The 21,513-nt window shown below is 58.5% G+C and carries 21 protein-coding genes and 2 tRNA genes; all 23 read left to right on the forward strand.

Translation table 11 applies throughout. The features are described from left to right. The first annotated feature begins 105 nt into the window (after positions 1 to 105). On the forward strand, positions 106 to 378 hold the full coding sequence (locus ACQK2G_RS09490; protein ID WP_425404786.1) for an HU family DNA-binding protein: 273 nt from the start codon (positions 106 to 108) through the stop codon (positions 376 to 378). A gap of 248 nt (positions 379 to 626) precedes the next feature. After that, positions 627 to 702: transfer RNA gene (locus ACQK2G_RS09495), tRNA-Val, on the forward strand. A gap of 611 nt (positions 703 to 1,313) precedes the next feature. Further along, positions 1,314 to 1,390 (forward strand) — tRNA-Asp (locus ACQK2G_RS09500). 266 nt (positions 1,391 to 1,656) lie between these two features. Beyond that, complete coding sequence (locus tag ACQK2G_RS09505) at positions 1,657 to 2,022, forward strand: NADH-quinone oxidoreductase subunit A (protein ID WP_425404787.1); 366 nt, start codon at positions 1,657 to 1,659, stop codon at positions 2,020 to 2,022. Between the two features lie 70 nt (positions 2,023 to 2,092). Further along, the gene (locus tag ACQK2G_RS09510; RefSeq protein WP_425404788.1) at positions 2,093 to 2,635 is read left to right on the forward strand and encodes a NuoB/complex I 20 kDa subunit family protein; all 543 of its coding nucleotides are present in this window, start codon (positions 2,093 to 2,095) and stop codon (positions 2,633 to 2,635) included. Positions 2,636 to 2,687: 52 nt separating this feature from the next. Next, a complete protein-coding gene (locus tag ACQK2G_RS09515; protein ID WP_425404789.1) occupies positions 2,688 to 3,317 on the forward strand; it encodes an NADH-quinone oxidoreductase subunit C in 630 nt (209 codons plus the stop codon). 11 nt (positions 3,318 to 3,328) lie between these two features. Next, entirely contained in the window at positions 3,329 to 4,531 is a 1,203-nt protein-coding gene (locus ACQK2G_RS09520; RefSeq protein WP_425407634.1) for an NADH-quinone oxidoreductase subunit D, read from the forward strand. After that, on the forward strand, positions 4,528 to 5,166 hold the full coding sequence (gene nuoE / locus ACQK2G_RS09525) for an NADH-quinone oxidoreductase subunit NuoE (RefSeq protein ID WP_425404790.1): 639 nt from the start codon (positions 4,528 to 4,530) through the stop codon (positions 5,164 to 5,166). Before ACQK2G_RS09520 ends, nuoE begins: the two co-directional genes overlap by 4 nt. 11 nt (positions 5,167 to 5,177) lie before the next feature. After that, positions 5,178 to 6,473, forward strand: coding sequence for an NADH-quinone oxidoreductase subunit NuoF (gene nuoF, locus ACQK2G_RS09530; RefSeq protein ID WP_425407635.1), 1,296 nt, complete (start codon positions 5,178 to 5,180; stop codon positions 6,471 to 6,473). 40 nt (positions 6,474 to 6,513) lie between these two features. Beyond that, the gene (gene nuoG / locus ACQK2G_RS09535) at positions 6,514 to 8,583 is read left to right on the forward strand and encodes an NADH-quinone oxidoreductase subunit NuoG (protein ID WP_425404791.1); all 2,070 of its coding nucleotides are present in this window, start codon (positions 6,514 to 6,516) and stop codon (positions 8,581 to 8,583) included. Continuing rightward, the gene (gene nuoH, locus ACQK2G_RS09540) at positions 8,576 to 9,610 is read left to right on the forward strand and encodes an NADH-quinone oxidoreductase subunit NuoH (RefSeq protein ID WP_425404792.1); all 1,035 of its coding nucleotides are present in this window, start codon (positions 8,576 to 8,578) and stop codon (positions 9,608 to 9,610) included. Before nuoG ends, nuoH begins: the two co-directional genes overlap by 8 nt. A gap of 53 nt (positions 9,611 to 9,663) precedes the next feature. Beyond that, positions 9,664 to 10,152 carry an NADH-quinone oxidoreductase subunit NuoI gene (nuoI, locus tag ACQK2G_RS09545; protein ID WP_425404793.1) on the forward strand — a complete coding sequence of 163 codons (489 nt, stop codon included), beginning with the start codon at positions 9,664 to 9,666 and terminating at the stop codon, positions 10,150 to 10,152. A 119-nt stretch (positions 10,153 to 10,271) separates the two neighbouring features. Then, positions 10,272 to 10,886 carry an NADH-quinone oxidoreductase subunit J gene (locus tag ACQK2G_RS09550; RefSeq protein WP_425404794.1) on the forward strand — a complete coding sequence of 205 codons (615 nt, stop codon included), beginning with the start codon at positions 10,272 to 10,274 and terminating at the stop codon, positions 10,884 to 10,886. Then, positions 10,886 to 11,197 carry an NADH-quinone oxidoreductase subunit NuoK gene (gene nuoK, locus ACQK2G_RS09555; RefSeq protein ID WP_425404795.1) on the forward strand — a complete coding sequence of 104 codons (312 nt, stop codon included), beginning with the start codon at positions 10,886 to 10,888 and terminating at the stop codon, positions 11,195 to 11,197. The genes ACQK2G_RS09550 and nuoK overlap by 1 nt, the downstream gene beginning before the upstream one ends. A gap of 105 nt (positions 11,198 to 11,302) precedes the next feature. Continuing rightward, positions 11,303 to 13,246, forward strand: coding sequence for an NADH-quinone oxidoreductase subunit L (gene nuoL, locus ACQK2G_RS09560; RefSeq protein WP_425404796.1), 1,944 nt, complete (start codon positions 11,303 to 11,305; stop codon positions 13,244 to 13,246). A gap of 23 nt (positions 13,247 to 13,269) precedes the next feature. Further along, on the forward strand, positions 13,270 to 14,814 hold the full coding sequence (locus tag ACQK2G_RS09565; protein WP_425404797.1) for an NADH-quinone oxidoreductase subunit M: 1,545 nt from the start codon (positions 13,270 to 13,272) through the stop codon (positions 14,812 to 14,814). A gap of 67 nt (positions 14,815 to 14,881) precedes the next feature. Then, positions 14,882 to 16,327 carry an NADH-quinone oxidoreductase subunit NuoN gene (gene nuoN, locus ACQK2G_RS09570; RefSeq protein WP_425404798.1) on the forward strand — a complete coding sequence of 482 codons (1,446 nt, stop codon included), beginning with the start codon at positions 14,882 to 14,884 and terminating at the stop codon, positions 16,325 to 16,327. A gap of 43 nt (positions 16,328 to 16,370) precedes the next feature. Next, on the forward strand, positions 16,371 to 17,135 hold the full coding sequence (locus tag ACQK2G_RS09575; RefSeq protein WP_425404799.1) for a biotin--[acetyl-CoA-carboxylase] ligase: 765 nt from the start codon (positions 16,371 to 16,373) through the stop codon (positions 17,133 to 17,135). Positions 17,136 to 17,195: 60 nt separating this feature from the next. Further along, entirely contained in the window at positions 17,196 to 17,966 is a 771-nt protein-coding gene (locus tag ACQK2G_RS09580; protein WP_425404800.1) for a type III pantothenate kinase, read from the forward strand. A gap of 48 nt (positions 17,967 to 18,014) precedes the next feature. Then, positions 18,015 to 19,694, forward strand: coding sequence for a ribonuclease J (locus ACQK2G_RS09585; RefSeq protein WP_425404801.1), 1,680 nt, complete (start codon positions 18,015 to 18,017; stop codon positions 19,692 to 19,694). A gap of 33 nt (positions 19,695 to 19,727) precedes the next feature. Next, positions 19,728 to 20,132, forward strand: a complete 405-nt coding sequence (gene mce, locus ACQK2G_RS09590) for a methylmalonyl-CoA epimerase (RefSeq protein WP_425404802.1) — start codon at positions 19,728 to 19,730, stop codon at positions 20,130 to 20,132. 17 nt (positions 20,133 to 20,149) lie between these two features. Next, positions 20,150 to 20,407: a DUF1467 family protein gene (locus ACQK2G_RS09595; RefSeq protein WP_425404803.1), complete on the forward strand. Its 258-nt coding sequence runs from the start codon at positions 20,150 to 20,152 to the stop codon at positions 20,405 to 20,407. Positions 20,408 to 20,697: 290 nt separating this feature from the next. Then, positions 20,698 to 21,393, forward strand: coding sequence for a hypothetical protein (locus tag ACQK2G_RS09600; protein ID WP_425404804.1), 696 nt, complete (start codon positions 20,698 to 20,700; stop codon positions 21,391 to 21,393). The last annotated feature ends 120 nt before the right edge of the window (positions 21,394 to 21,513 follow it).

Below are 21,513 nucleotides of genomic sequence, written 5' to 3' on the forward strand. Positions count from 1 at the left end.
TATCCGTCGCGTATCAGGGAAGAATTCAATAATGCCCTGTGCGACTCACGGCGCGTATATCGCGCAGCATCTCACAACCCGCACTTTGCTAAAGGGGGCTCAACAGTGAATAAGAACGATCTGGTGGCGGCGGTCGCCGACTCGGCTGGTCTTTCCAAGGCGGATTCCGCCAAGGCTGTGGACGCTGTTTTCGACAGCATCACCTCGACCTTGAAAGGTGGTGACGAGGTTCGCCTCGTTGGTTTTGGAACGTTCAGTGTCGCTAATCGCGCGGCCTCTGAAGGCCGTAACCCCCGCACCGGTGAAACCATCAAGATTCCCGCGTCGAAGCAGCCGAAATTCAAGGCTGGTAAGGGTTTGAAGGACGCCGTCAACTAAGGCGAGCCTTCCGAAGTAGTGCCGACCGGCCGCCGATTTGGCGGCCGGTCGTGTTTTTGTGGGTGAAATTGGGCGGGGCAGTATCTCGTCTGCGGACCGCAGCACTCGTTTTTTTGCCGCGGCCGTATCGTAATTCGCCGGCAAACGAATCCATGTGGCGTTTTTTGTGGGGCAGGTGATTGATCCGAGGGGCGCCTTGGAGTACACCCCCTCATCCTCTTGCCCGTATCGATCGATCTCGGGCCGAAGGGCGGTTAGCTCAGCTGGCAGAGCATCTCGTTTACACCGAGAGGGTCGGCGGTTCGATCCCGTCACCGCCCACCACTTCATCATTATCCATGCCGATGTTTGCCACGGGATCGGTTCCCGAGGTTTCGCTGTGTGCTTATTGAAGGAGTGACGCAGTGGCCCGATTCGGCCTCGCGAACTCCACGCGTCGAATAGGCGTTTTCCTTCGAAAGGACTCTCCAGCGAGTTCTCTCGAATCAAGTTCGGAATTCTTTCCCTGCGGAAGGACCGTGCGTCATTTTGGACAGCGAGGTGATTCCAGGACGACCGAGATAATAGGGCTGCCAATTGTGGAGTCTTGATGCCTGGTTCAGTTGGGTCTGCATGGCCATAATTCAGCGGCCCATTGTGTCTGGCGGAGCGACACGTCTCGCAGTCAACCGATCAATCCTGCGCCAAAACAGGGATTCCCGACGTGTTTGAGCGCAGTCACATCCCGGAATTGATGGGACGCCATAAGCTGTTGTTCCATAGTAGAATTATGGCGGGTGAGATTGCTCGTGCAGTTGGAAGGCTCTGCTGAAGAAGAAAATGAAATATTTTTAACATTGGTGGGTTCCCATTGCTTGACACTGCCGGGGGGCAGCATTAGTAACGCGCATCGCTGCGGCGGGGACGGTCCTGGACCGGAAATCGCCGATCAGAATGCGGGTGTAGCTCAGTTGGTTAGAGCGCCGGCCTGTCACGCCGGAGGTCGCGGGTTCGAGCCCCGTCACTCGCGCCATTCCCTGTCCGAAGCGCCAGACCGGAAGGCATCTCAGTGTCCTTGAAGTGCGCTGCAACAAAGTCGAATTCTTTGCACTGCAGCATTGGCGCGGTATACCTTTCCGACACAACCTATCTGATCCACCGATTTCTGGCTTCCAGCCGGAATTTGTGTGACATTGCGATAGGTTATAGTTTGCTACCCTATCGTCCGTTTCAGCCGTTGACGCGGCGGACGGATTAGGGTTGGTTCCATCCATTGAGCTCGTTACCGGGGAGGAGCGAATGGAAGACCTGTTGAGCGAATACTTCGCGATCCTCGTTTTCCTGGGGATCGCCGTCGGTCTATCCGTCGTGATGATCGTCGCAAGTATGATCGTTGCGCGCCAGCATCCCGATTCCGAGAAACTGTCCGCCTATGAGTGCGGGTTCGAAGCGTTTGACGATGCGCGCAGCCGTTTCGACGTACGGTTCTATCTCGTGACCCTTCTTTTCATCATCTTCGATCTCGAAGTCGCATTCCTGTTTCCCTGGGCGGTTTCGCTCGGGAAAATCGGCATGTTCGGTTTCTGGTCCATGGTGGTGTTCCTCGGGATTCTGACCATCGGGTTCGTCTATGAGTGGCGCAAGGGTGCGCTTGAGTGGGAGTAGGCTGCGGGCATCGGCTTCGTGTCGGCTGCCAGGGTCATTGTTCCCGTAACGATTTGTGGAGAAGGATGCCATGTCCGTAACGTCCAATGTGGGGGCGCCCATTCCCCCGGGTGCGGACCAGGACGCGATCCTGAAGACGGTGAACGACGAACTCCAGGACAAGGGGTTCGTTATCGCTAATGTCGATAAGCTGGTGAACTGGGCGCGGACCGGGTCAATGTGGCCAATGACGTTCGGATTGGCCTGTTGCGCTGTCGAGATGATCCACGCCTATATGCCGCGCTACGACCTGGACCGTTTCGGCGTCGTCGTTCGCGCCAGCCCGCGCCAGTCCGACGTGATGATCGTGGCCGGTACCCTGACCAATAAGATGGCGCCTGCATTGCGCAAGGTCTACGACCAGATGGCCGAGCCGCGGTGGGTGATCTCCATGGGGTCCTGCGCCAATGGCGGCGGGTACTACCACTATTCCTACTCCGTGGTGCGCGGTTGCGACCGGATCGTCCCGGTCGACATCTATGTGCCGGGTTGCCCGCCGACTGCGGAAGCCTTGGTCTACGGCATCATGCAGTTGCAGAAGAAGATCCGCAGAACCGGGACCATCGCCCGTTGATCGGGCGGATGGGGCGCTTTGCGAATCTGAATTGGTGAATGGATCGATCGTGATGGACGAAAAGACGGAAGCGGTGATCGAACTGGGCGAGTATCTCGCCTCGAAATTCCCCACCGAAATCGTCGAAAAGACGGTGGCGCTGGGTGAGTTGTCAGTGGTGGTCGATGCACAGAGCATCACCAAGGTTGCCAAATTCGTGCGCGACGACGCCAACTGCCTGTTCAAGCTTTGCGCCGATGTCTGCGGGGCCGATTATCCGGATCGCGAGAAGCGTTTTGATGTCGTCTACAATCTCTTGAGCCTGAAGCATAACCTGCGTCTTCGCCTGAAGGTCCAGACCGATGAAGAAACGCCGGTCCCGAGCGTTGCCGGGATTTGGCCGACGGCGAACTGGTTCGAGCGTGAAGTCTGGGACATGTACGGGGTTTTCTTCACCGATCACCCGGACCTGCGCCGGATCCTGACCGATTACGGTTTCGAAGGGCACCCGCTGCGCAAGGACTTCCCGCTGACCGGCTATGTGGAAATGCGGTATGACGACGAGCAGCGCCGGGTCGTCTACGAACCGGTGACTCTTACCCAGGATTTCCGCAAGTTCGACTTCCTGTCCCCTTGGGAGGGCATGACGCCTGCCTTGCCGGGTGATGAGAAGGCGACCAAGGAAGAGGGAGAAGGGGCATGAGCGCCGAACCAATGGCCGAATCCCTCACCGGAAAGCCCGAAGATCCGACCATCAAGACGCTGACCATGAATTTCGGGCCGCAGCATCCTGCTGCGCACGGGGTTCTGCGCATGGTCATGGAGATGGACGGCGAGGTCGTCGAGCGTCTCGATCCGCATATCGGCCTGCTTCATCGCGGGACCGAAAAGCTGATCGAATACAAGACATATCTTCAGTCGATCCCGTATTTCGATCGCCTGGATTATGTTGCACCGATGTGTCAGGAGCACGCCTTCGTGCTGGCAGCGGAAAAGCTGCTTGGCTTGGAAGTGCCGGAACGTGGCCAATATATGCGCGTACTCTTCGCCGAGATCTCGCGCCTGCTGAATCACCTTTTGAACGTTCCCGCCTATGGCCTCGACGTCGGCGCCATGACGCCGATGCTCTGGGCCTTTGAGGAACGCGAAAAGCTGATGGAATTCTACGAGGCCGTCTGTGGCGCCCGCCTCCACGCGGCCTATTATCGCGTCGGCGGGGTGCACCAGGATATGCCGGCGGGCATGGCGGACCAGATCCTGGAATGGGCCGATAATTTCCCGAAATTCATCGACGACATGGAAAGCCTGCTGACCGACAACCGGATCTTCAAGCAGCGTTCCGTCGATATCGGCATTATTTCTCCGGAAGAGGCGATGGCCTGGGGTTGCACGGGACCCGTCCTGCGTGGATCTGGCATCCCGTGGGATTTGCGCAAGGCGCAGCCCTATGACGTCTATGACCGGATGGACTTCGATATCCCCGTCGGCAAGAACGGCGATTGTTACAGCCGTTACCTCGTCCGGGTCGAAGAAATGCGGCAATCGTTGAAAATCGTCAAACAGTGCCTGGCGGAAATGCCCGAAGGTCCTGTCATGACAACGGACGGCAAGGTCGGACCGCCCAACCGCGGTGAGATGAAGCGATCGATGGAATCGCTTATCCACCACTTCAAGCTTTATACGGAAGGCTTCCACGTGCCCGCAGGTGAAACCTATACGGCGGTTGAAGCACCGAAGGGCGAGTTTGGGGTTTATCTTGTATCCGACGGCACGAACAAACCGTATCGGTGCAAGATCCGGGCGCCTGGTTTCGCCCATTTGCAGGCGATGGATTACGTCTGCAAGGGCCACATGCTGGCGGATTCGGTGGCGGTCCTGGGCGCCATGGACGTTGTGTTTGGTGAGATCGATCGATGAGCGGCGAGACTTTTGAATTCACGGGCGAGTTCCTCTCCGAAGTGGAGCGGAATATGGCCAAATACCCGCCCGAGCGGAAACAGTCCGCCGTGCTGGCTTGTCTGTTTCTGGCACAGGAACAGAACCACGATAACGGCCATTACGTGACCGAAGCCGCGATGCGGAAAATCTCCGAAATGCTGGAGATGCCGTATATCCGTGTCATGGAGGTCGCGACCTTCTTCACGCAGATCAATCTGAAGCCGGTCGGCAAGTTCCATATCCAGCTTTGCGGCACGACGCCCTGCATGCTGCGCGGTGCGGAAGCGCTGATGGAAGCCGTGAAGGAAAAATACGGCATCGGCCATGGCCAGACCTCGGAAGACGGGACTTTCACGCTGACCGAAGTCGAATGCCTGGGCGCTTGCTGCAATGCGCCGATGGTGCAGATCAACGACGATTTCTATGAAGACCTGACGCCGGAACTGCTGGTCAATGTCCTGGACACCCTGAAAGGGGGCGGCCAGCCAAAGATCGGTTCGCAAATCGGCCGTGTAACGTCGGAGCCTGAAGGCGGCCCGACCGTATTGTTGACCGGCCCGGCGCCGCAAACGGCGGATGCGCCGAATGCGCCGAAAGCTGGTGCGGGAGACTGACGATGACGACATTGTTGGAAGACAAGGACCGCATCTTCACCAATCTCTACGGGTACCATCCGTGGAATCTGGATGCCGCCAAGAAGCGGGGCGATTGGGACAATACCAAGGCGCTGATCGAGCTTGGCAGGGACAAGATCATCGAAGAGATGAAGGCCTCCGGTCTGCGCGGCAGGGGCGGGGCTGGTTTCCCGACCGGCATGAAATGGTCCTTCATGCCGAAGGAATCCGACGGTCGTCCTTCCTATCTGGTGGTCAATGCCGACGAATCCGAACCCGGCACCTGCAAGGACCGGGAGATTATGCGGAATGACCCGCACAAGCTGATCGAGGGATGCCTTGTTGCCTCCTTCGCGATGGGGGCACACGCGGCCTACATTTATATTCGCGGCGAATATCGTCATGAATACAAAGTGTTGGAGGCCGCTGTTGCGGAAGCGTATGAAGATGGATTGATCGGCAAGAATGCGGCCGGTTCCGGGTACGACTTTGACCTCTACATCCATCACGGCGCCGGCGCCTATATCTGCGGCGAGGAAACCGCGCTGCTTGAAAGCCTGGAAGGCAAGAAGGGGCAGCCGCGCCTGAAACCGCCGTTTCCGGCGATGGCCGGGCTTTGGGGTTGCCCCACGACCGTCAATAACGTGGAAAGCATCGCCGTTGCGCCGACCATTCTGCGCCGCGGGGCTGCATGGTTTTCCAGCTTCGGTCGCGAGAACAACGCCGGTACCAAACTGTTCTGCGTGTCCGGGCATGTGAACAAGCCCTGCAATGTCGAGGAAGCGCTCTCCATCCCGATGAAGGAATTGCTGGAGAAGCATTGCGGCGGCGTGCGTGGGGGCTGGGACAACCTGCTGGCGGTCATTCCCGGCGGGTCTTCCGTACCCTGCCTGCCGAAGGACATCTGCGACGACGTGTTGATGGATTTCGATGCGTTGAAGGAACACAAGTCCGGCCTCGGCACCGCGGCGGTCATCGTGATGGACAAATCGACCGACATTATCAAGGCGATCGCGCGGCTCAGCTATTTCTACAAGCATGAGAGCTGCGGTCAGTGCACGCCGTGCCGCGAAGGCACCGGCTGGATGTGGCGCGTGATGGAACGTCTGGTCAAAGGCGAGGCCGAAATCGAGGAAATCGACATGCTGTTCGACGTCAGCAAGCAGATCGAAGGTCACACGATCTGCGCACTGGGCGACGCGGCGGCTTGGCCGGTCCAGGGACTGATCCGTCACTTCCGCGACGAGATCGAGGACCGGATCAAGAACCGCACGCGCGTCGCCATGCCGGCGGCGGCCGCGGAATAGAGATCGGGTGCGTACAGGGTTTAACGAGGGGTAGGGCGGAATGCCGACACTCAAACTGAACGGCGAGGAAGTGGAATTCGAGAAGGGCATGACCGTCCTTCAGGTCTGCGAACAGGCAGGCGTCGAAGTTCCGCGTTTCTGCTATCACGAGCGGCTGTCCATCGCGGGCAACTGCCGCATGTGCCTTGTCGAAGTGAAGCCCGGGCCGCCGAAGCCCGCGGCATCCTGTGCGCTGCCGGCCGGCGACGGCATGGAAGTCTTCACCGACAGCCCGATGGTCAAGAAGGCCCGCAACGGCGTCATGGAATTCCTGCTGATCAACCATCCGCTGGACTGTCCGATCTGCGATCAGGGCGGCGAATGCGACCTGCAGGATCAGGCCATGGCCTATGGTCACGACGACAGCCGGTTCCATGAGAACAAGCGCGCGGTCAAAGACAAATACATGGGCCCGCTGATCAGCACGATCATGACCCGCTGCATTCACTGCACCCGTTGTGTACGGTTCTCAACCGAAGTCGGCGGCGTCGAGGATATGGGCCTGCTGAACCGCGGTGAAGCGGCGGAGATCTCCACGCTGGAAAAAGCGGTTTCAAGCGAGCTTTCGGCGAATGTGATCGACCTGTGCCCGGTCGGTGCGCTGACATCGCGACCCTACAAGTTCAACGCCCGCCCGTGGGAACTGAAAAAGACCGAATCCATCGACGTGATGGACGGTGTCGGTTCCAACATCCGGGTTGATGCGCGCGGCAATGAAGTGCTTCGCGTTCTGCCGCGTTTGAACGAGGATGTGAACGAGGAATGGATTTCCGACAAGACGCGTTATGCCTGTGACGGGTTGGGCAAGCGCCGGTTGGATCGCGTCTTCGTGCGCGGTGCGGACGGCAAGCTCGCCCCGTCGGATTGGCAGACGGCCTTTTCGCTGATCGCGGAAAAGCTGAAGGGCACTGATGCTTCCCAGATCGGCGCCATTGCCGGCGATCAGTGTGATGTGGAAAGCATGTACGCGCTGAAGGACCTTATGGGTCGTTTGGGCGTGAGCAACCTGGACTGTCGCCAGGACGGGGCGAAGGTCGACCCGGATGTCCGGTCTTCCTATCTCTTCAACTCCTCGATTGCGGGGATTGAGGAGGCCGATGCGCTCTTGATCGTGGGATCCAACCCGCGTTGGGAAGCGCCGATCATCAATGCCCGGATCCGCAAACGCTGGCTTACGGGCAAATTGAAAGTCGCGTTGATCGGCGAGCAGAAGGACCTGACCTACGACTATGAGTATATCGGTGCCGGACCGGACAGCCTGAAGGACGTTGCGGACGGTAAGCACAGCTTCCTGGACGTCCTGAAGAATGCCGAGAACCCGATGATCATCCTTGGTCCGGGGGCGGTGTCCCGCGATGACGGGGCGGCGATAATGGCGACCGCGCATATGCTGGCCGATGCAACCGGCATGGTTAAGGACGGTTGGAACGGCTTCAACGTGCTGACGACGGCGGCGAGCCGGGTCGGCGGTTTGGATATCGGGTTCGCGCCCGGCAAGGACGGGCTGGATACCCAGGGCATCCTGGACGGTGCGGCTTCAGGTGCAATCAAGGTCGTCTATCTGTTGGCGGCCGATGAAATCGACATGTCCAACCTGAAAGACGCCTTCGTGATCTATCAGGGCCATCACGGCGATGCGGGCGCACATGCGGCGGACGTGATCCTGCCCGGTGCGGCCTATACGGAAAAGCCGGGGATCTACGTGAATACCGAAGGTCGGGTCCAGTTGGCACGCCGCGCGGTTTTCCCGCCGGGTGACGCCCGGGAGGATTGGACGATCCTTCGTGCGCTTTCGGACGCCGTCGGGCAAACCTTGCCCTATGACAATCTCGGCGATCTTCGACAGACCATCCATGGCGAAGCAGCACATATGATTGAGATCGACAGCGCGCCGACGGCCGAATGGGGCGACTTCGGAACGCCGGGGGATATGTCGTCCTCGGCCTTCGTATCGCCGATTGAAAATTTCTATGTAACCGATCCGATCAGCCGGGCATCCGAAACGATGGCGGAATGCACTCGCGTGATACTGAACGGGGAAGCGGAGCAGGGGACCGGCACCGATGGTTAATCCCGAAACCTGGTTCGAAGGCGTATGGTGGTCGGACTACGTCCTGCCGACCGGCACCATTGTCTTCTTCATTCTTTGCATCGTGGTACCGCTGCTGGTTTCCGTCGCCTATCTGACCTTGGCGGAACGCAAGGTCATCGGCTGGATGCAGCTTCGCAAGGGCCCGAACGTGGTCGGTCCCTTCGGCTTGCTTCAGCCCTTCGCGGACGGGGCGAAACTGTTCCTGAAGGAAACCATCATCCCGTCGGGGTCGAGCCGTTTCCTGTTCGTCTTCGCGCCGATGCTGACTTTCATCCTCAGCCTTGTCGCCTGGGCGGTGATTCCCTTCGACGCGGGTTGGGTCCTGGCCGATATCAATGTCGGTATTCTGTATCTGTTCGCGATTTCGTCACTGGGTGTTTACGGCATCATCATTGCGGGCTGGGCGTCCAATTCGAAATACGCCTTCCTCGGCGCGCTTCGTTCGGCCGCCCAGATGGTTTCCTACGAAGTTTCGATGGGTTTCGTGATCGTCTCCGTTCTGCTGATCGTCGGGTCGCTGAACCTGTCGGACGTCGTCGAGAAACAGAAAACGGTCTGGTTTTTCATTCCGATGTTCCCGATGTTCGTGATCTTCTTCATCTCGGCATTGGCGGAAACAAACCGCGCGCCTTTCGATTTGCCGGAAGCGGAAGCGGAACTGGTCTCTGGATACAACGTCGAATATTCGGCGATGACCTTCGCGCTGTTCTTCCTGGGCGAATACGCGAACATGATCCTGATGAGCGGCATGACCGCGGTGCTGTTCCTTGGCGGATGGTTGCCGCCGGTGGATATCGCGCCGTTCAACCTTGTTCCGGGCGTGATCTGGTTCGCGTTGAAGATTGCGTTCGTATTGTTCTGTTTCCTGTGGGTTCGTGCGACCTTCCCGCGCTACCGCTATGACCAGTTGATGCGGCTGGGCTGGAAAGTGTTCCTGCCGTTCACGCTGTTCTGGGTAATCGCGACGGCGGGTGTTTTGGTCGCGTTCGACTGGCTGCCGAAGTGAAGTCGGTGGGCTGGATCGGTAATGGTTTGAGTTAGACGAGGTAGAGACCGCAAATGGCGACGCTGGATAGAGTGGCCCGTTCCTTCCTTTTGGGAGAGTTGGTGAGCGGCATGGCCTTGACGCTGAAGACCATGTTCAAGCCGAAGCACACCATCAACTACCCTTATGAAAAGGGGCCGTTGAGCCCGCGCTTCCGGGGTGAACATGCGTTGCGCCGTTATCCGAACGGCGAGGAACGCTGCATTGCGTGCAAGCTGTGTGAAGCTGTGTGCCCGGCGCAGGCCATCACGATCGAGGCCGAACCGCGCGATGACGGCAGCCGCCGAACCACGCGGTACGACATCGACATGACCAAGTGCATCTATTGCGGTTTCTGTCAGGAAGCTTGTCCGGTTGACGCGATCGTGGAAGGGCCGAATTTCGAATTCGCGACCGAGACGCGGGAAGAACTGTTCTACAACAAACAGAAATTGTTGGAGAACGGCGAGCGTTGGGAAGCGGAAATCGCGTCGAATATTGAACTCGACGCACCGTATCGATAAACACGCAACCGATCGATGGAATAGGGTTTCAGACCAAGTTCCAACGGCGGTTCGACTGAATTACCGGCCTTCGGGCCACGTAAAAGGAACAAAGGCCCTGCCGGGTCTTGGGGGATAGGATGGTCGTACAGGCACTGGCATTCTACTTGTTCGCCGCCGTCACCGTGGCTTGCGGGGTAATGGTCATTACCGCGCGCAACCCGGTGCACGCCGTCCTGTTTCTTATCCTCGCCTTCTTCAATGCCGCCGGACTGTTCGTGCTTCAAGGGGCCGAGTTCCTGGCGATGATCCTGGTCATTGTGTATGTCGGCGCTGTTGCGGTGCTGTTCCTGTTCGTCGTCATGATGCTGGACGTCAATTTCGCCGAACTACGGGCAGGGTTCGCCAAGTATCTGCCGGTCGGCGCCGTGATCGGGCTTGTCCTGTTGGCGGAATTGGTGCTGCTCGGCGCGGGCTGGGTTTTCGATGCGGATACGGCTGCGGTTGTGTCCTCACCGACGCCGCCGGCGGCTGAAATCCACAATACCGAGGCGATCGGCCTGCTGGTCTATACGAAGTATGTCTATCTGTTCCAGGGGGCCGGCATGATTCTGCTGGTTGCGATGGTCGGTGCGATCGTGCTGACCCACCGGGTGCGCGAGGGCGTGAAGCGCCAGCGTATCGGGGATCAGGTCGCCCGCAGTTCGAAGGACGAAGTCAAGGTGGTCAAGGTACAGACGGGGAGCGGAATCTAATGTGGGAAATCGGCCTCGCTCATTACCTGACGGTCGCGGCGATCCTGTTCACGTTGGGATTGATGGGGATCTTTCTGAACCGGAAGAACGTCATCGTCATCCTGATGTCGGTCGAACTGATGCTGTTGGCGGTCAATATCAACTTGGTCAGCTTTTCGACCTTCCTGCAGGACTTGGTCGGTCAGATTTTTGCGATGTTCGTTTTGACGGTCGCCGCGGCGGAAGCAGCAATCGGTTTGGCGATCCTGGTGGTCTATTACCGGAACCGCGCCTCCATCGCCGTGGACGACATCAACGCGATGAAGGGCTAGGGCCGAAGGCCGGTTTCGTGTTTTGAACCGGGTCCGGTTTGAGTGAATGTTTCGGCCCAGTCGGGCCGCAGATGAGTAGAAGATAGGGTAGGGGATATCCCGGTCATGGAAGCAGCCATTGTATTCCTTCCGCTGTTGGGCGCGATCATCGCCGGATTTTTCGGCAAGGTGCTCCGCGACCTCGGCGCGCAGGTGATCACCTGCCTCTTCATCGTTATCGCGGCGATCTTGAGCTGGATCGTGTTCTTCCGGGTCACCGGGTCGGGAACGAGTGAGACGATCACGCTGTTTACCTGGGTCGCTTCCGGCGATTTCGTCTTCGATTGGGCGCTTCGCATCGATTCACTGACGGCGGTCATGCTGATCGTCGTTACGACGGTCAGCGCGGTCGTGCATATCTATTCCATCGGCTACATGCATCATGACCCGGCCGTGCCGCGCTTCTTCGCCTATCTCAGCTTCTTCACCTTTGCGATGCTGACCCTGGTGACCGCGGACAACCTGGTTCAGATGTTCTTTGGCTGGGAAGGTGTCGGGGTCGCATCCTATCTGCTGATCGGATTCTGGTTCCATAAGCCGAGCGCCTGCGCGGCGGCCATCAAGGCCTTCATCGTCAACCGCGTCGGGGATTTTGGGTTCGCTTTGGGTATCTTCGCGGTTTTCGTTCTGACCGGCAGTGTTCAGCTCGATACGATCTTTGCGGCCATCCCGTCATTGACCGAGACCACGCTGGTCTTCCTGGGGATGGAATTCGACGCCATCACCATCGTCGCGTTGCTGTTGTTCATGGGCGCCATGGGCAAGTCGGCGCAGCTTGGTCTGCACACCTGGCTGCCGGATGCGATGGAAGGCCCGACGCCGGTCTCCGCCCTCATCCATGCCGCGACCATGGTGACCGCGGGCGTCTTCATGGTATGCCGCCTGTCGCCGATTTTCGAATACTCCGACGTGGCGCTGGCCGTTGTCACCATCGTCGGCGCGTCGACAGCGTTCTTCGCGGCTACGATCGGCCTGACGCAGACGGACATCAAACGCGTCATTGCCTATTCGACCTGTTCTCAGCTGGGATACATGTTCTTCGCCGCGGGTGTCAGTGCCTATCCGGCAGCGATGTTCCATCTTACGACGCATGCCTTCTTCAAGGCGCTGCTGTTCCTTGGCGCCGGTTCGGTCATCCACGCCATGTCCGACGAACAGGACATGCGGCGGATGGGTGGTCTGGCCAAGATGATTCCGCTGACCTATGCCTTCATGTGGATCGGCTCCCTGGCGCTGATGGGGTTCGGTATTCCGGGTACTTCTATCGGTTTCGCCGGTTTCCACTCGAAGGATATCGTGCTGGAAGCGGCCTATGGTGCGCATACGGCGATTGGGCAGTACGCCTTCTGGCTCGGGCTCATTGCGGCCTTCATGACCGCGTTCTACTCCGGCCGTCTTCTCTTCATGACCTTCCACGGCGATCCGCGCTGTGACGAAAAGACTTTCGCCCATGTTCATGAGTCGCCGGCCATCATGTGGGCGCCGTTGGTCATCCTGGTACTGGGCTCGCTGTTCGCAGGCGCCTTCTTCTATGGCGGTTTCGTTGGCCATGACATGAACGCATTCTGGGGCGACTCGATCCTGATCCTGGAACAGCATCAGGCGCTTGAAAACGCGCATCATGTCCCGTTCTGGGTGAAGGCGTCGCCGCTGGTCGTCGGCATCCTGGGGCTCGGTCTGTCCTATCTGATCTACTGCAAGTCGCCCGCTACGGCGCCGAAACTCGCGACCAGCCTGGGCGGCGTTTACCGGTTCAGCCTGAACAAATGGTATTTCGACGAACTGTATGACGCGATCTTCGTGAAGCCGGCCTTCGCGCTTGGCCGCGTCTTCTGGAAACGGGGTGACCAGGGGACTATCGACCATTTCGGTCCGGATGGGGTTTCCGGTGCGACGGTCAAAGTCTCAAAGGGCGCGAGCCTGTTGCAGACTGGTTATGTCTATCACTACGCCTTTGCGATGCTGATCGGCGTCGTGGCGTTCGTATCTTGGTACGTGATTGCCGGTTGATCCGGTTGGGGAGCGTCTGACGCATGTTCGAAGGATTTGGATGGCTGTCGATTACGACCTTCCTGCCGTTGGTGGGGGCGATCTTCATTCTCGTCCTGATCAAGGGGGAGGAAGAGGACGTCGCGAGAAACGCTCGGTGGGCTGCGCTCTTCACCTCGCTGGCGACATTCGCGTCGTCCCTGATCGTACTCGCCGGTTTTGACGGATCGACCGCAGATTTCCAGCTTGAGGAAAAGGTCGCCTGGATTCCGGGCTTCAACATCAACTACGAAATGGGTGTAGACGGCATCTCCATCTGGTTCGTGCTGTTGTCGACCCTGTTGACGCCGCTATGCATTCTCGCCAGTTGGGAAGCCATCAAGAAGCGCGTGCGCGAATACATGATCGCCTTCCTGGTTCTGGAAACCATGATGGTCGGGATGTTCTGTGCGCTGGACATCGTCGTCTTCTACATCTTCTTCGAAGGTGTCTTGATCCCGATGTTCCTGATCATCGGTGTTTGGGGCGGCGCGCGCCGGATTTACGCGGCGTTCAAGTTCTTCCTCTACACGCTTCTCGGGTCGGTCCTGATGTTGGTCGCCATCCTGGTGATGTATTGGCAGGCCGGGGCCACGAGCATCGTCGCGTTGATGGACTATGGCTTTGATCCGCAGCTTCAGACTTGGCTGTGGCTCGCCTTCTTCGCGTCCTTCGCGGTCAAGGTACCGATGTGGCCGGTTCACACCTGGCTCCCGGACGCCCACGTTGAGGCGCCGACCGCGGGGTCAGTCATCCTGGCCGGCGTGCTGCTGAAAATGGGCGGCTACGGATTCCTGCGCTTCTCGCTGCCGATGTTCCCGGAAGCGTCCGCGTTCTTCGCGCCACTTGTCTTCTGGCTGTCGGTGATCGCCGTCGTCTACACCTCGCTGGTCGCGCTGGTGCAGCAGGACATGAAGAAACTGATCGCCTATTCCTCGATCGCCCATATGGGTTTCGTCACCGCGGCGATCTTCAGCGTCAATGAACAGGCAATTTCCGGTTCCGTGATCCAGATGTTGAGCCACGGTCTTGTTTCCGGCGCGCTGTTCCTCTGTGTCGGTGTGATCTACGACCGGATGCATACGCGCGACATCGAGCGTTATGGCGGCCTAGTCGAGCGGATGCCGAAATATGCGCTGATCTTCATGCTGATGACGATGGCGTCGGTCGGTCTGCCGGGCACCAGCGGTTTCGTGGGCGAGTTCCTGATCCTGGTTGGGGCTTATCAGGAATCGACATGGCTGGCGGCCGGTCTGGCAACGGGGATGATCCTGGGCGCAGCCTATATGCTTTACCTCTATCGCCGGGTCGTCTTCGGCAAGCTGACCAAGGAAGATCTGATGTCCATCAAGGACATGAACATCCGGGAAATCGCGGTTTTCGCACCGTTGATCATTCTGGTGCTCTGGATGGGCATTTATCCGTCGACCTTCCTGGACCCGATTGAGGTGTCGGTGCAGAAGGTCGTGGCCGACTATCAGACCGCTTTGTCTGCCGGTGCGCCCGGGGTCGTGGATTTGGCCAGTGCCGCCTTGGGATGGGCCAAATAGGGCCGGGTTTCTTGAATTTTTTGCCGTTTCGCGTTTTTGAACGGAACTGGGTTGGGATTGAAGCAAGATGACTGAACTGCCTGTCATGATGCCAGCATCGCCGGAAATCTTTCTGGCTTGCGCCGCAATGGCGATGATGATGGTCGGCGTATTCGTGCGGGCGGATGGCGCCTACCGGGTGGTCAGCACCTTGGCGATCCTTTCTCTCGTGGTTGCGGGCGGTCTGGTCCTGAATGTCGGTGGGGGCCGTCAGGAAGCGCTGTTCGGCTTCTTCCTGGTCGACGATTTCGCCGTTTTCATGAAGATCCTGATCCTGATCGGGTCTGTCCTGGCGCTGGTCATGAGTGAAGGCTATGTCCAACGGGAGAAGATGGACCGTTTCGAATTCCCGATACTGATCACCTTCGCGACGCTGGGCATGCTGATGATGGTATCGGCGAACGACCTGATGTCACTCTATATCGGTTTGGAACTGCAGAGCCTGTCGCTCTATGTCGTGGCATCGTTCCAGCGTGACACTGTGCGTTCGACGGAGTCCGGCCTGAAATACTTCGTGCTCGGCGCTTTGTCCTCCGGTCTGCTGCTCTATGGCTGCTCGTTGATCTACGGGTTCAGCGGGACGACCCAGTTCGACGCCCTGGCGCAGGCCCTGACCGGTGACGACACCTCCAAGGGACTCATCGTCGGCATCGTCTTCCTGATCGCCGCGCTGGCCTTCAAGGTTTCCGCCGTGCCATTCCATATGTGGACGCCGGACGTTTACGAAGGTGCGCCGACCCCTGTAACCGCCTTCTTCTCCGTCGCGCCGAAGATCGCGGCCATGGCCTTGTTCCTGCGGACCATGTTGGGACCGTTCGGCGATCTGGTCGCCGATTGGGGGCAGATCATTTGGCTTGTCTCGGTCGCCTCCATGCTGCTCGGCGCCTTTGCCGCGATTGCGCAGAGCAACATCAAACGTCTGATGGCCTACAGTTCAATTGGTCATATCGGGTATGCCTTGATGGGCTTGGCCGCCGGCAATGAGGAAGGTCTCAAAGGCGTTCTGATCTATCTTGCGATCTACCTGATCATGAATGTTGGCGTTTTCGCCTGTATCCTCTGCATGAAGGTGCAGAACCGGATGGTCGAAAATATCAGCGATCTGGCCGGACTGGGGAAGACAAATCCGGCCATGGCGGTCCTGCTGATGGTCCTGATGTTCTCCATGGCGGGTATCCCGCCGATGGCCGGTTTCTTCGGTAAGTTCTTTGTCTTCATGGCAGCCCTGAACGCAGAGCTTTATGCACTCGCGATCATTGGCGCGGTCAGCAGCGTGGTCAGTGCCTTCTACTATCTGCGCATCATCAAGATCATGTACTTCGATGAACCGGTGGAAGGTTTCGACAAGGTTGAAACCATGGGGCTACGCGGCGTGATGATCGTATCCGGTCTCTTGACCGCTGTGCTGTTCATCTATCTGCCGGGTATCACCGATCCCGCCACGGCCGCCGCAGCTTCCCTGTTCGGGGGGTAAGACCGTAACAGGTCGGCGTTATGACGCGGGGAATATCGAACAGATGCTAACCACACCCGCATTGCCGGCGGGATATCAACTGCATCATCTGGAATCAGTGTCGTCCACGATGGACGAGGCGCGAGAGATCGTTACCCACAATCCCGAACTGGCACAGGTCATTTGGTCCGATACGCAGTCCGGGGGGCGCGGCCGCCGGGGACGCGAATGGATTTCGCCGACAGGTAACCTGTATCTCACCGTTGCGATCAGAAACGCGATGCCGGTCGCGCGGGCTGCCGAATGCTCCTTTGTCGCCGCGGTCGCACTGCATGCCGCCATAGCTGATTTACGTCCGAATCTGGCGGAACGCCTGCGCTTGAAATGGCCGAACGACCTCTTGGTAGACAGTGCGAAACTCGCCGGATTGCTGCTGGAATTGGAGGCGGGCGGTGAATGGATTCTGATCGGCTGCGGCGTCAACGTCGCATCCAGTCCGGAAGGCATGCCGTACAAGACCACGGACCTTCTTTCTGAGGAAGCCTATATACCCCCGGGTCAGCTACTTCAGGCCTTCGTTTCCGAATTGAAAACCTGGGAGGAAATCTGGCGGCGAGACGGTTTCTCCCCGATCCGAAGTGCCTGGTTGAATCACGCCATGGGATTGGGGGGCGAGGTGACCGCCAAGCTTGGGGATCGATCGGTGACGGGCATCTTCCTGGACCTGGACCCGGATGGTGCTTTGCGATTGCGCCTGCCGGGCGGCGATCTCATGTCGATCGCGGCTGGAGACGTCATTTTCCCCAATACGGTAAATACCGGTTCCTGACACTTGCAGGACGATGCGGACGGATCAATATGATCACATCCGAAATAGCGAGGCCCTGAGATGCTGCTGCTGATCGATAGCGGAAATACCAACGTTGTGTTTGCCGTGCATGATGGCGAAAAACCATTGGCATCCTGGCGCTGCGGCAACGACCCGCGGCGAACCGCTGACGAATACGCCGTCTGGTTGATCCAGTTGATGACCCTGAAAGGGTATTCCTTCGATGATATCGAAGCCTGCGTGATCGCCAGTGTCGTGCCGGAAACCCTCTTCAATCTGAAGCGCCTCTGCGAAAAGTATGTCCCGAAACCGACATTGGTTGTGGGGGAGAAGGGGACTGACCTCGGGATACAAGTCCTGATCGATCGCCCTGAACAGGTCGGCGCGGATCGACTCGTGGGGGTCATTGCGGCGCATGTAAAATATGGCGGGCCGTTGATGGTGCTGGATTTCGGGACCGCGACCTCATTTGATATTGCCGATGAAAAGGGCAATTTCCGGGGCGGGGTGCTGGCACCCGGTGTGCACCAATCGGTCGAGGCACTGTATATGGCGGCCCGAAAGTTGCCGCGCGTCGAAATCGCCAAGCCGGAGACCGTGATCGGGCGGGCGACGGTTCCCGCCATGCAATCCGGCGTCTATTGGGGCTATCTTTCCATGGTGGAAGGGCTCATTTCACGTATTCAGGCCGAATATGGTGAGCCGATGAAAGTCATCGCCACCGGCGGCTTGAGTGCGCTTTTCGCGGACGCGACCGACGCGATCCAGGTGACCGATTCCGATCTTACTTTGACGGGATTGGTCGAAATCTATCGACGGAACAGCCGATGAACGGCCGGGCGGCAGCCCCCTCGGCAACAAGATCGGCGTGAGAGGTTCATGAGTAAAACAGGCTATGAGGAGACCGGGGAACCCGGCTCCGACGAAATCATTTTTCTGCCGCTCGGCGGTACGGGAGAGATTGGGATGAACCTCAATCTCTACGGCCATGCGGGCAAATGGATGATGGTTGATCTGGGGATCAGCTTCGATGACGGGCGCACGCCCGGCGTGGACGTGATCATGCCGGATCCGGCTTTCATCGAGGAACGCCGGAAGGATCTGGCCGGGCTGGTTCTCACGCACGCCCACGAAGACCATTTGGGCGCGGTTCAATACTTGTGGGACGGCTATGACTGCCCGATCTATGCAACGCCGTTTACGGCAGCGATTCTGCGGCGGAAATTGCAGGAAAATGGTTTTCTGAATCTTCCAAAGATCATCGAGATCCCGACCTCCGGCCATTTTCAGGTAGGCCCCTTCGATATCGAACTAGTGACCCTGACCCATTCGATCCCCGAACCCAACGCGCTGATCATTCGCTGCGATGCGGGCACCGTCATGCATACCGGGGACTGGAAACTGGACCCCGATCCGAAAGTCGGGCCAACCGCGGACGAAGCCGCATTGATCAAAGCCGGCGAAGAAGGCGTTCTTGCGATGGTTTGCGACAGCACCAACGCCATGAACCCGGGGCATTCCGGGTCCGAGGGCGAGGTGCGCGAGAACCTGGTTGAACTGGTCGGGACGTTGAAAGGAAAGGTGGCGATCGCTTGTTTCGCTTCCAACATCGCCCGGATCGAAAGTGCGGTGAAAGCCGCGGAAGCCTGCGGCCGTAAAGTGGCGCTCATCGGTCGGTCGATGCACCGGATGACCGAGGCGGCCCGTGAGACGGGGTATCTGCAGGACCTGCCGTCCTTCATATCGGACGAGGAGGTCGACCGCCTGCCGCCGGACAAAGTGCTGTTGATCTGCACCGGAAGCCAAGGGGAGCCACGCGCGGCGCTGAGCAGGATCGCCCGGGACGACCATCCGACGGTTTCCCTGGGAGAAGGCGATGCGGTCATTTTCTCGAGCCGGGAGATTCCCGGTAATGAGATCGGGATCGCCCGTCTGCAAAACCAATTGACGGAACTTGGCTGTACGGTGATCACGGCGCGGGAGCACGACATTCACACCTCCGGTCATCCGAACCGGGGTGAATTGGCCCAGATGTACCAGTGGATCCGGCCGAGCATCGCCGTGCCGGTACATGGAGAAGTGCGGCATTTGACCGCCCATGCGGAACTGGCGCAGGAGTGTCAGGTGCCGCATACCATTGTTCCGTTCAATGGCGATGTGCTTCGGTTGAGCAAGACGGACGGCGTTGACGTCATAGACGAGGTCTATGCAGGTCGGCTTGCACTCGACGGCGATCGGTTGGTGCCTTTCGACAGCCACGGGATTCGGGAGCGGCGGCAGATTGCTTGGAACGGCTGCGCTGTCGTCAGCATCACCCTGGATCGGAAGGGGGCTTTGGCGGCTGAGCCCGCGGTGACCGTGTTCGGTCTGTTCGATCCGGACGATCGTGATCGGGATGGCCTGACCGCGGCTGTAGAGCGGGTGCTCGGGAAGGCCAATGCGCGGACACGGGCGGACGACAAACAGATTGAGGAGGCGGTGCGGATCGGCGTTCGTCGGGAATTGCAATCGATCACCGGCAAACGGCCGCCTGTTTCGGTGCATGTAGCCAGAATTTGACCCGCTGTAGCGGCTGAGACCTGGAGGGATGATATGATTGGACGGTTGAACCACGTGGCGATCGTTGTGCCGGACCTCGAAGAAGGATCGCGGACCTACCGTTCGACCTTGGGCGCAAAGGTTGCAGACCCGGTCGATCTGCCGGAGCATGGGGTAACCACGGTCTTTGTGGAACTGCCCAATACCAAGATCGAACTGTTGCATCCGTTCGGTGAAAAATCTCCGATTGCCAAGTTCCTGGAGAATAATCCATCCGGAGGAATCCATCATGTCTGTTACGAGGTGGACGACATCATCGCCGCGCGTGACAAACTGGAATCGGACGGAATGCGTGTTCTGGGGGATGGAGAGCCCAAGATCGGGGCCCATGGCAAGCCGGTCCTGTTCCTTCATCCGAAAGACTTCATGGGCACACTGGTCGAACTCGAACAGGTCTGAACGGGGACAGCGTTTCCATGGGCATCGCATCCAGTATCGTCGTTTTCATCATCCTCTGGTGGTTGACCTTCTTCACCATCCTGCCGCACGGCAATCGTCCGCCCGCCGAGGTGGAGGAGGGAATGGAACCGGGCGCGCCGGAGAAACCGCGCCTTTGGCGCAAGGCCGGGATCACGACCGTTGTCACGGTTGTGTTGTTCGGTGCCTATTGGGTCATCCAGGACCAGGGCTGGATCACGTTCCGTGGCAATCCGTTTGACGAAACGGGGCAATGAGGCCGCTTGACCGGGAACCCGTCCAATCAGACGCCGATGCACATTCCGCGTGTCCGATACACGCGGATCGATAGTTCATCCAAGGATAAATATGGTGCTGATCCGCCGGCAGGCCGAGAAATCTTGAGCCCAAAATAGACGTAGCGGAGGTTGTGCCTCCGCTACGTCATGGTGTCGTCGTTTCTTTGTTTGCTCTCCCCCGTTTTCCGGGTGTGAGGCAAACCACTCTACTCTCCAGGTTCCCCCCAATGAACTTGGGCCGACGTCTTATGGCGTCTTTGTTGCAGTGAGTGTACGTACAAAGCCGCGTTTGTCACGTTTTTTTTGCAGCTTTCTGCGGGTTCGGCACGGAAAGTGATAGTGTACTGCAAAACGGTGGAGCGATTTTTTCCGACATGAGAATGATATTCCCTATTCATGTGATTGGGTTCGATTATCGCAAAGCCTCGCGTATCCAGGTATTGCGTGGGGGCTTGCCATTCGCAGTGTTTGCGCTGACCTTTATGTTGCATTGCAGCATTTTTGGTGGTGTTTCGGGCGCGCTTGCCCAGTCGGAAACGAAACCCGGCGCGAATCCTTTCACCAATCAGGGTGAAATCGCGAATCCCCGAGCTCCGCGGAAAGGCGACGGCGTTACGATCCGTCTGACGAAACGGCAGTGCCGTCACTTGGTTGTCAGTCATAAGGCCAGCGGTGACGTTGCCTATAAATCAGGCGTCGACGTCCGCGGAAATCCGGTGGTACCCGCCGATCTGAGCGGCGGGTTCGAGTGGATAACGCCGGACGAGATCGAGTTTGATTTGGCGTTCAATCCGCTGGGTAATACCGGGTTGGATGCTGACGATTTTTCGAATACCAACGCGAATGTCGGTACTATCAAGTATGACATTCTGTCCGGCAGGCTCACCCTGAACGGCAGGCCTTTGTCCGATCCTTTGCTCGCCGTGATCGAGAATCAGTGTCGCGCCGCAGGGTTTCTGGATTGAGCGCGGTCTGAAGCCCGGGAAGAACCGTCGGTCGAACATGCCGTTCATCGCTCCATACGGCGCAATGCAGCGCTTTGGATCGCTCTTAAACGCCGCCGTTCAACAGCGATTTCGACGGGC

Origin of the sequence: Hwanghaeella sp. (assembly GCF_965227365.1) — a bacterium.
In the GTDB taxonomy this organism is placed as follows: Bacteria; Pseudomonadota; Alphaproteobacteria; order UBA8366; family Aestuariispiraceae; genus Hwanghaeella.

Coding starts and splice junctions, on each gene's coding strand:
- ACQK2G_RS09505 (WP_425404787.1), top strand. CDS start 1,657: ATGGAAGACCTGTTGAGCGAATACTTCGCGATCCTCGTTTTCCTGGGG.
- ACQK2G_RS09510 (WP_425404788.1), top strand. CDS start 2,093: ATGTCCGTAACGTCCAATGTGGGGGCGCCCATTCCCCCGGGTGCGGAC.
- ACQK2G_RS09515 (WP_425404789.1), top strand. CDS start 2,688: ATGGACGAAAAGACGGAAGCGGTGATCGAACTGGGCGAGTATCTCGCC.
- ACQK2G_RS09520 (WP_425407634.1), top strand. CDS start 3,329: ATGGCCGAATCCCTCACCGGAAAGCCCGAAGATCCGACCATCAAGACG.
- nuoE (WP_425404790.1), top strand. CDS start 4,528: ATGAGCGGCGAGACTTTTGAATTCACGGGCGAGTTCCTCTCCGAAGTG.
- nuoG (WP_425404791.1), top strand. CDS start 6,514: ATGCCGACACTCAAACTGAACGGCGAGGAAGTGGAATTCGAGAAGGGC.
- nuoH (WP_425404792.1), top strand. CDS start 8,576: ATGGTTAATCCCGAAACCTGGTTCGAAGGCGTATGGTGGTCGGACTAC.
- nuoI (WP_425404793.1), top strand. CDS start 9,664: ATGGCGACGCTGGATAGAGTGGCCCGTTCCTTCCTTTTGGGAGAGTTG.
- ACQK2G_RS09550 (WP_425404794.1), top strand. CDS start 10,272: ATGGTCGTACAGGCACTGGCATTCTACTTGTTCGCCGCCGTCACCGTG.
- nuoK (WP_425404795.1), top strand. CDS start 10,886: ATGTGGGAAATCGGCCTCGCTCATTACCTGACGGTCGCGGCGATCCTG.
- nuoL (WP_425404796.1), top strand. CDS start 11,303: ATGGAAGCAGCCATTGTATTCCTTCCGCTGTTGGGCGCGATCATCGCC.
- ACQK2G_RS09565 (WP_425404797.1), top strand. CDS start 13,270: ATGTTCGAAGGATTTGGATGGCTGTCGATTACGACCTTCCTGCCGTTG.
- nuoN (WP_425404798.1), top strand. CDS start 14,882: ATGACTGAACTGCCTGTCATGATGCCAGCATCGCCGGAAATCTTTCTG.
- ACQK2G_RS09575 (WP_425404799.1), top strand. CDS start 16,371: ATGCTAACCACACCCGCATTGCCGGCGGGATATCAACTGCATCATCTG.
- ACQK2G_RS09580 (WP_425404800.1), top strand. CDS start 17,196: ATGCTGCTGCTGATCGATAGCGGAAATACCAACGTTGTGTTTGCCGTG.
- ACQK2G_RS09585 (WP_425404801.1), top strand. CDS start 18,015: ATGAGTAAAACAGGCTATGAGGAGACCGGGGAACCCGGCTCCGACGAA.
- mce (WP_425404802.1), top strand. CDS start 19,728: ATGATTGGACGGTTGAACCACGTGGCGATCGTTGTGCCGGACCTCGAA.
- ACQK2G_RS09595 (WP_425404803.1), top strand. CDS start 20,150: ATGGGCATCGCATCCAGTATCGTCGTTTTCATCATCCTCTGGTGGTTG.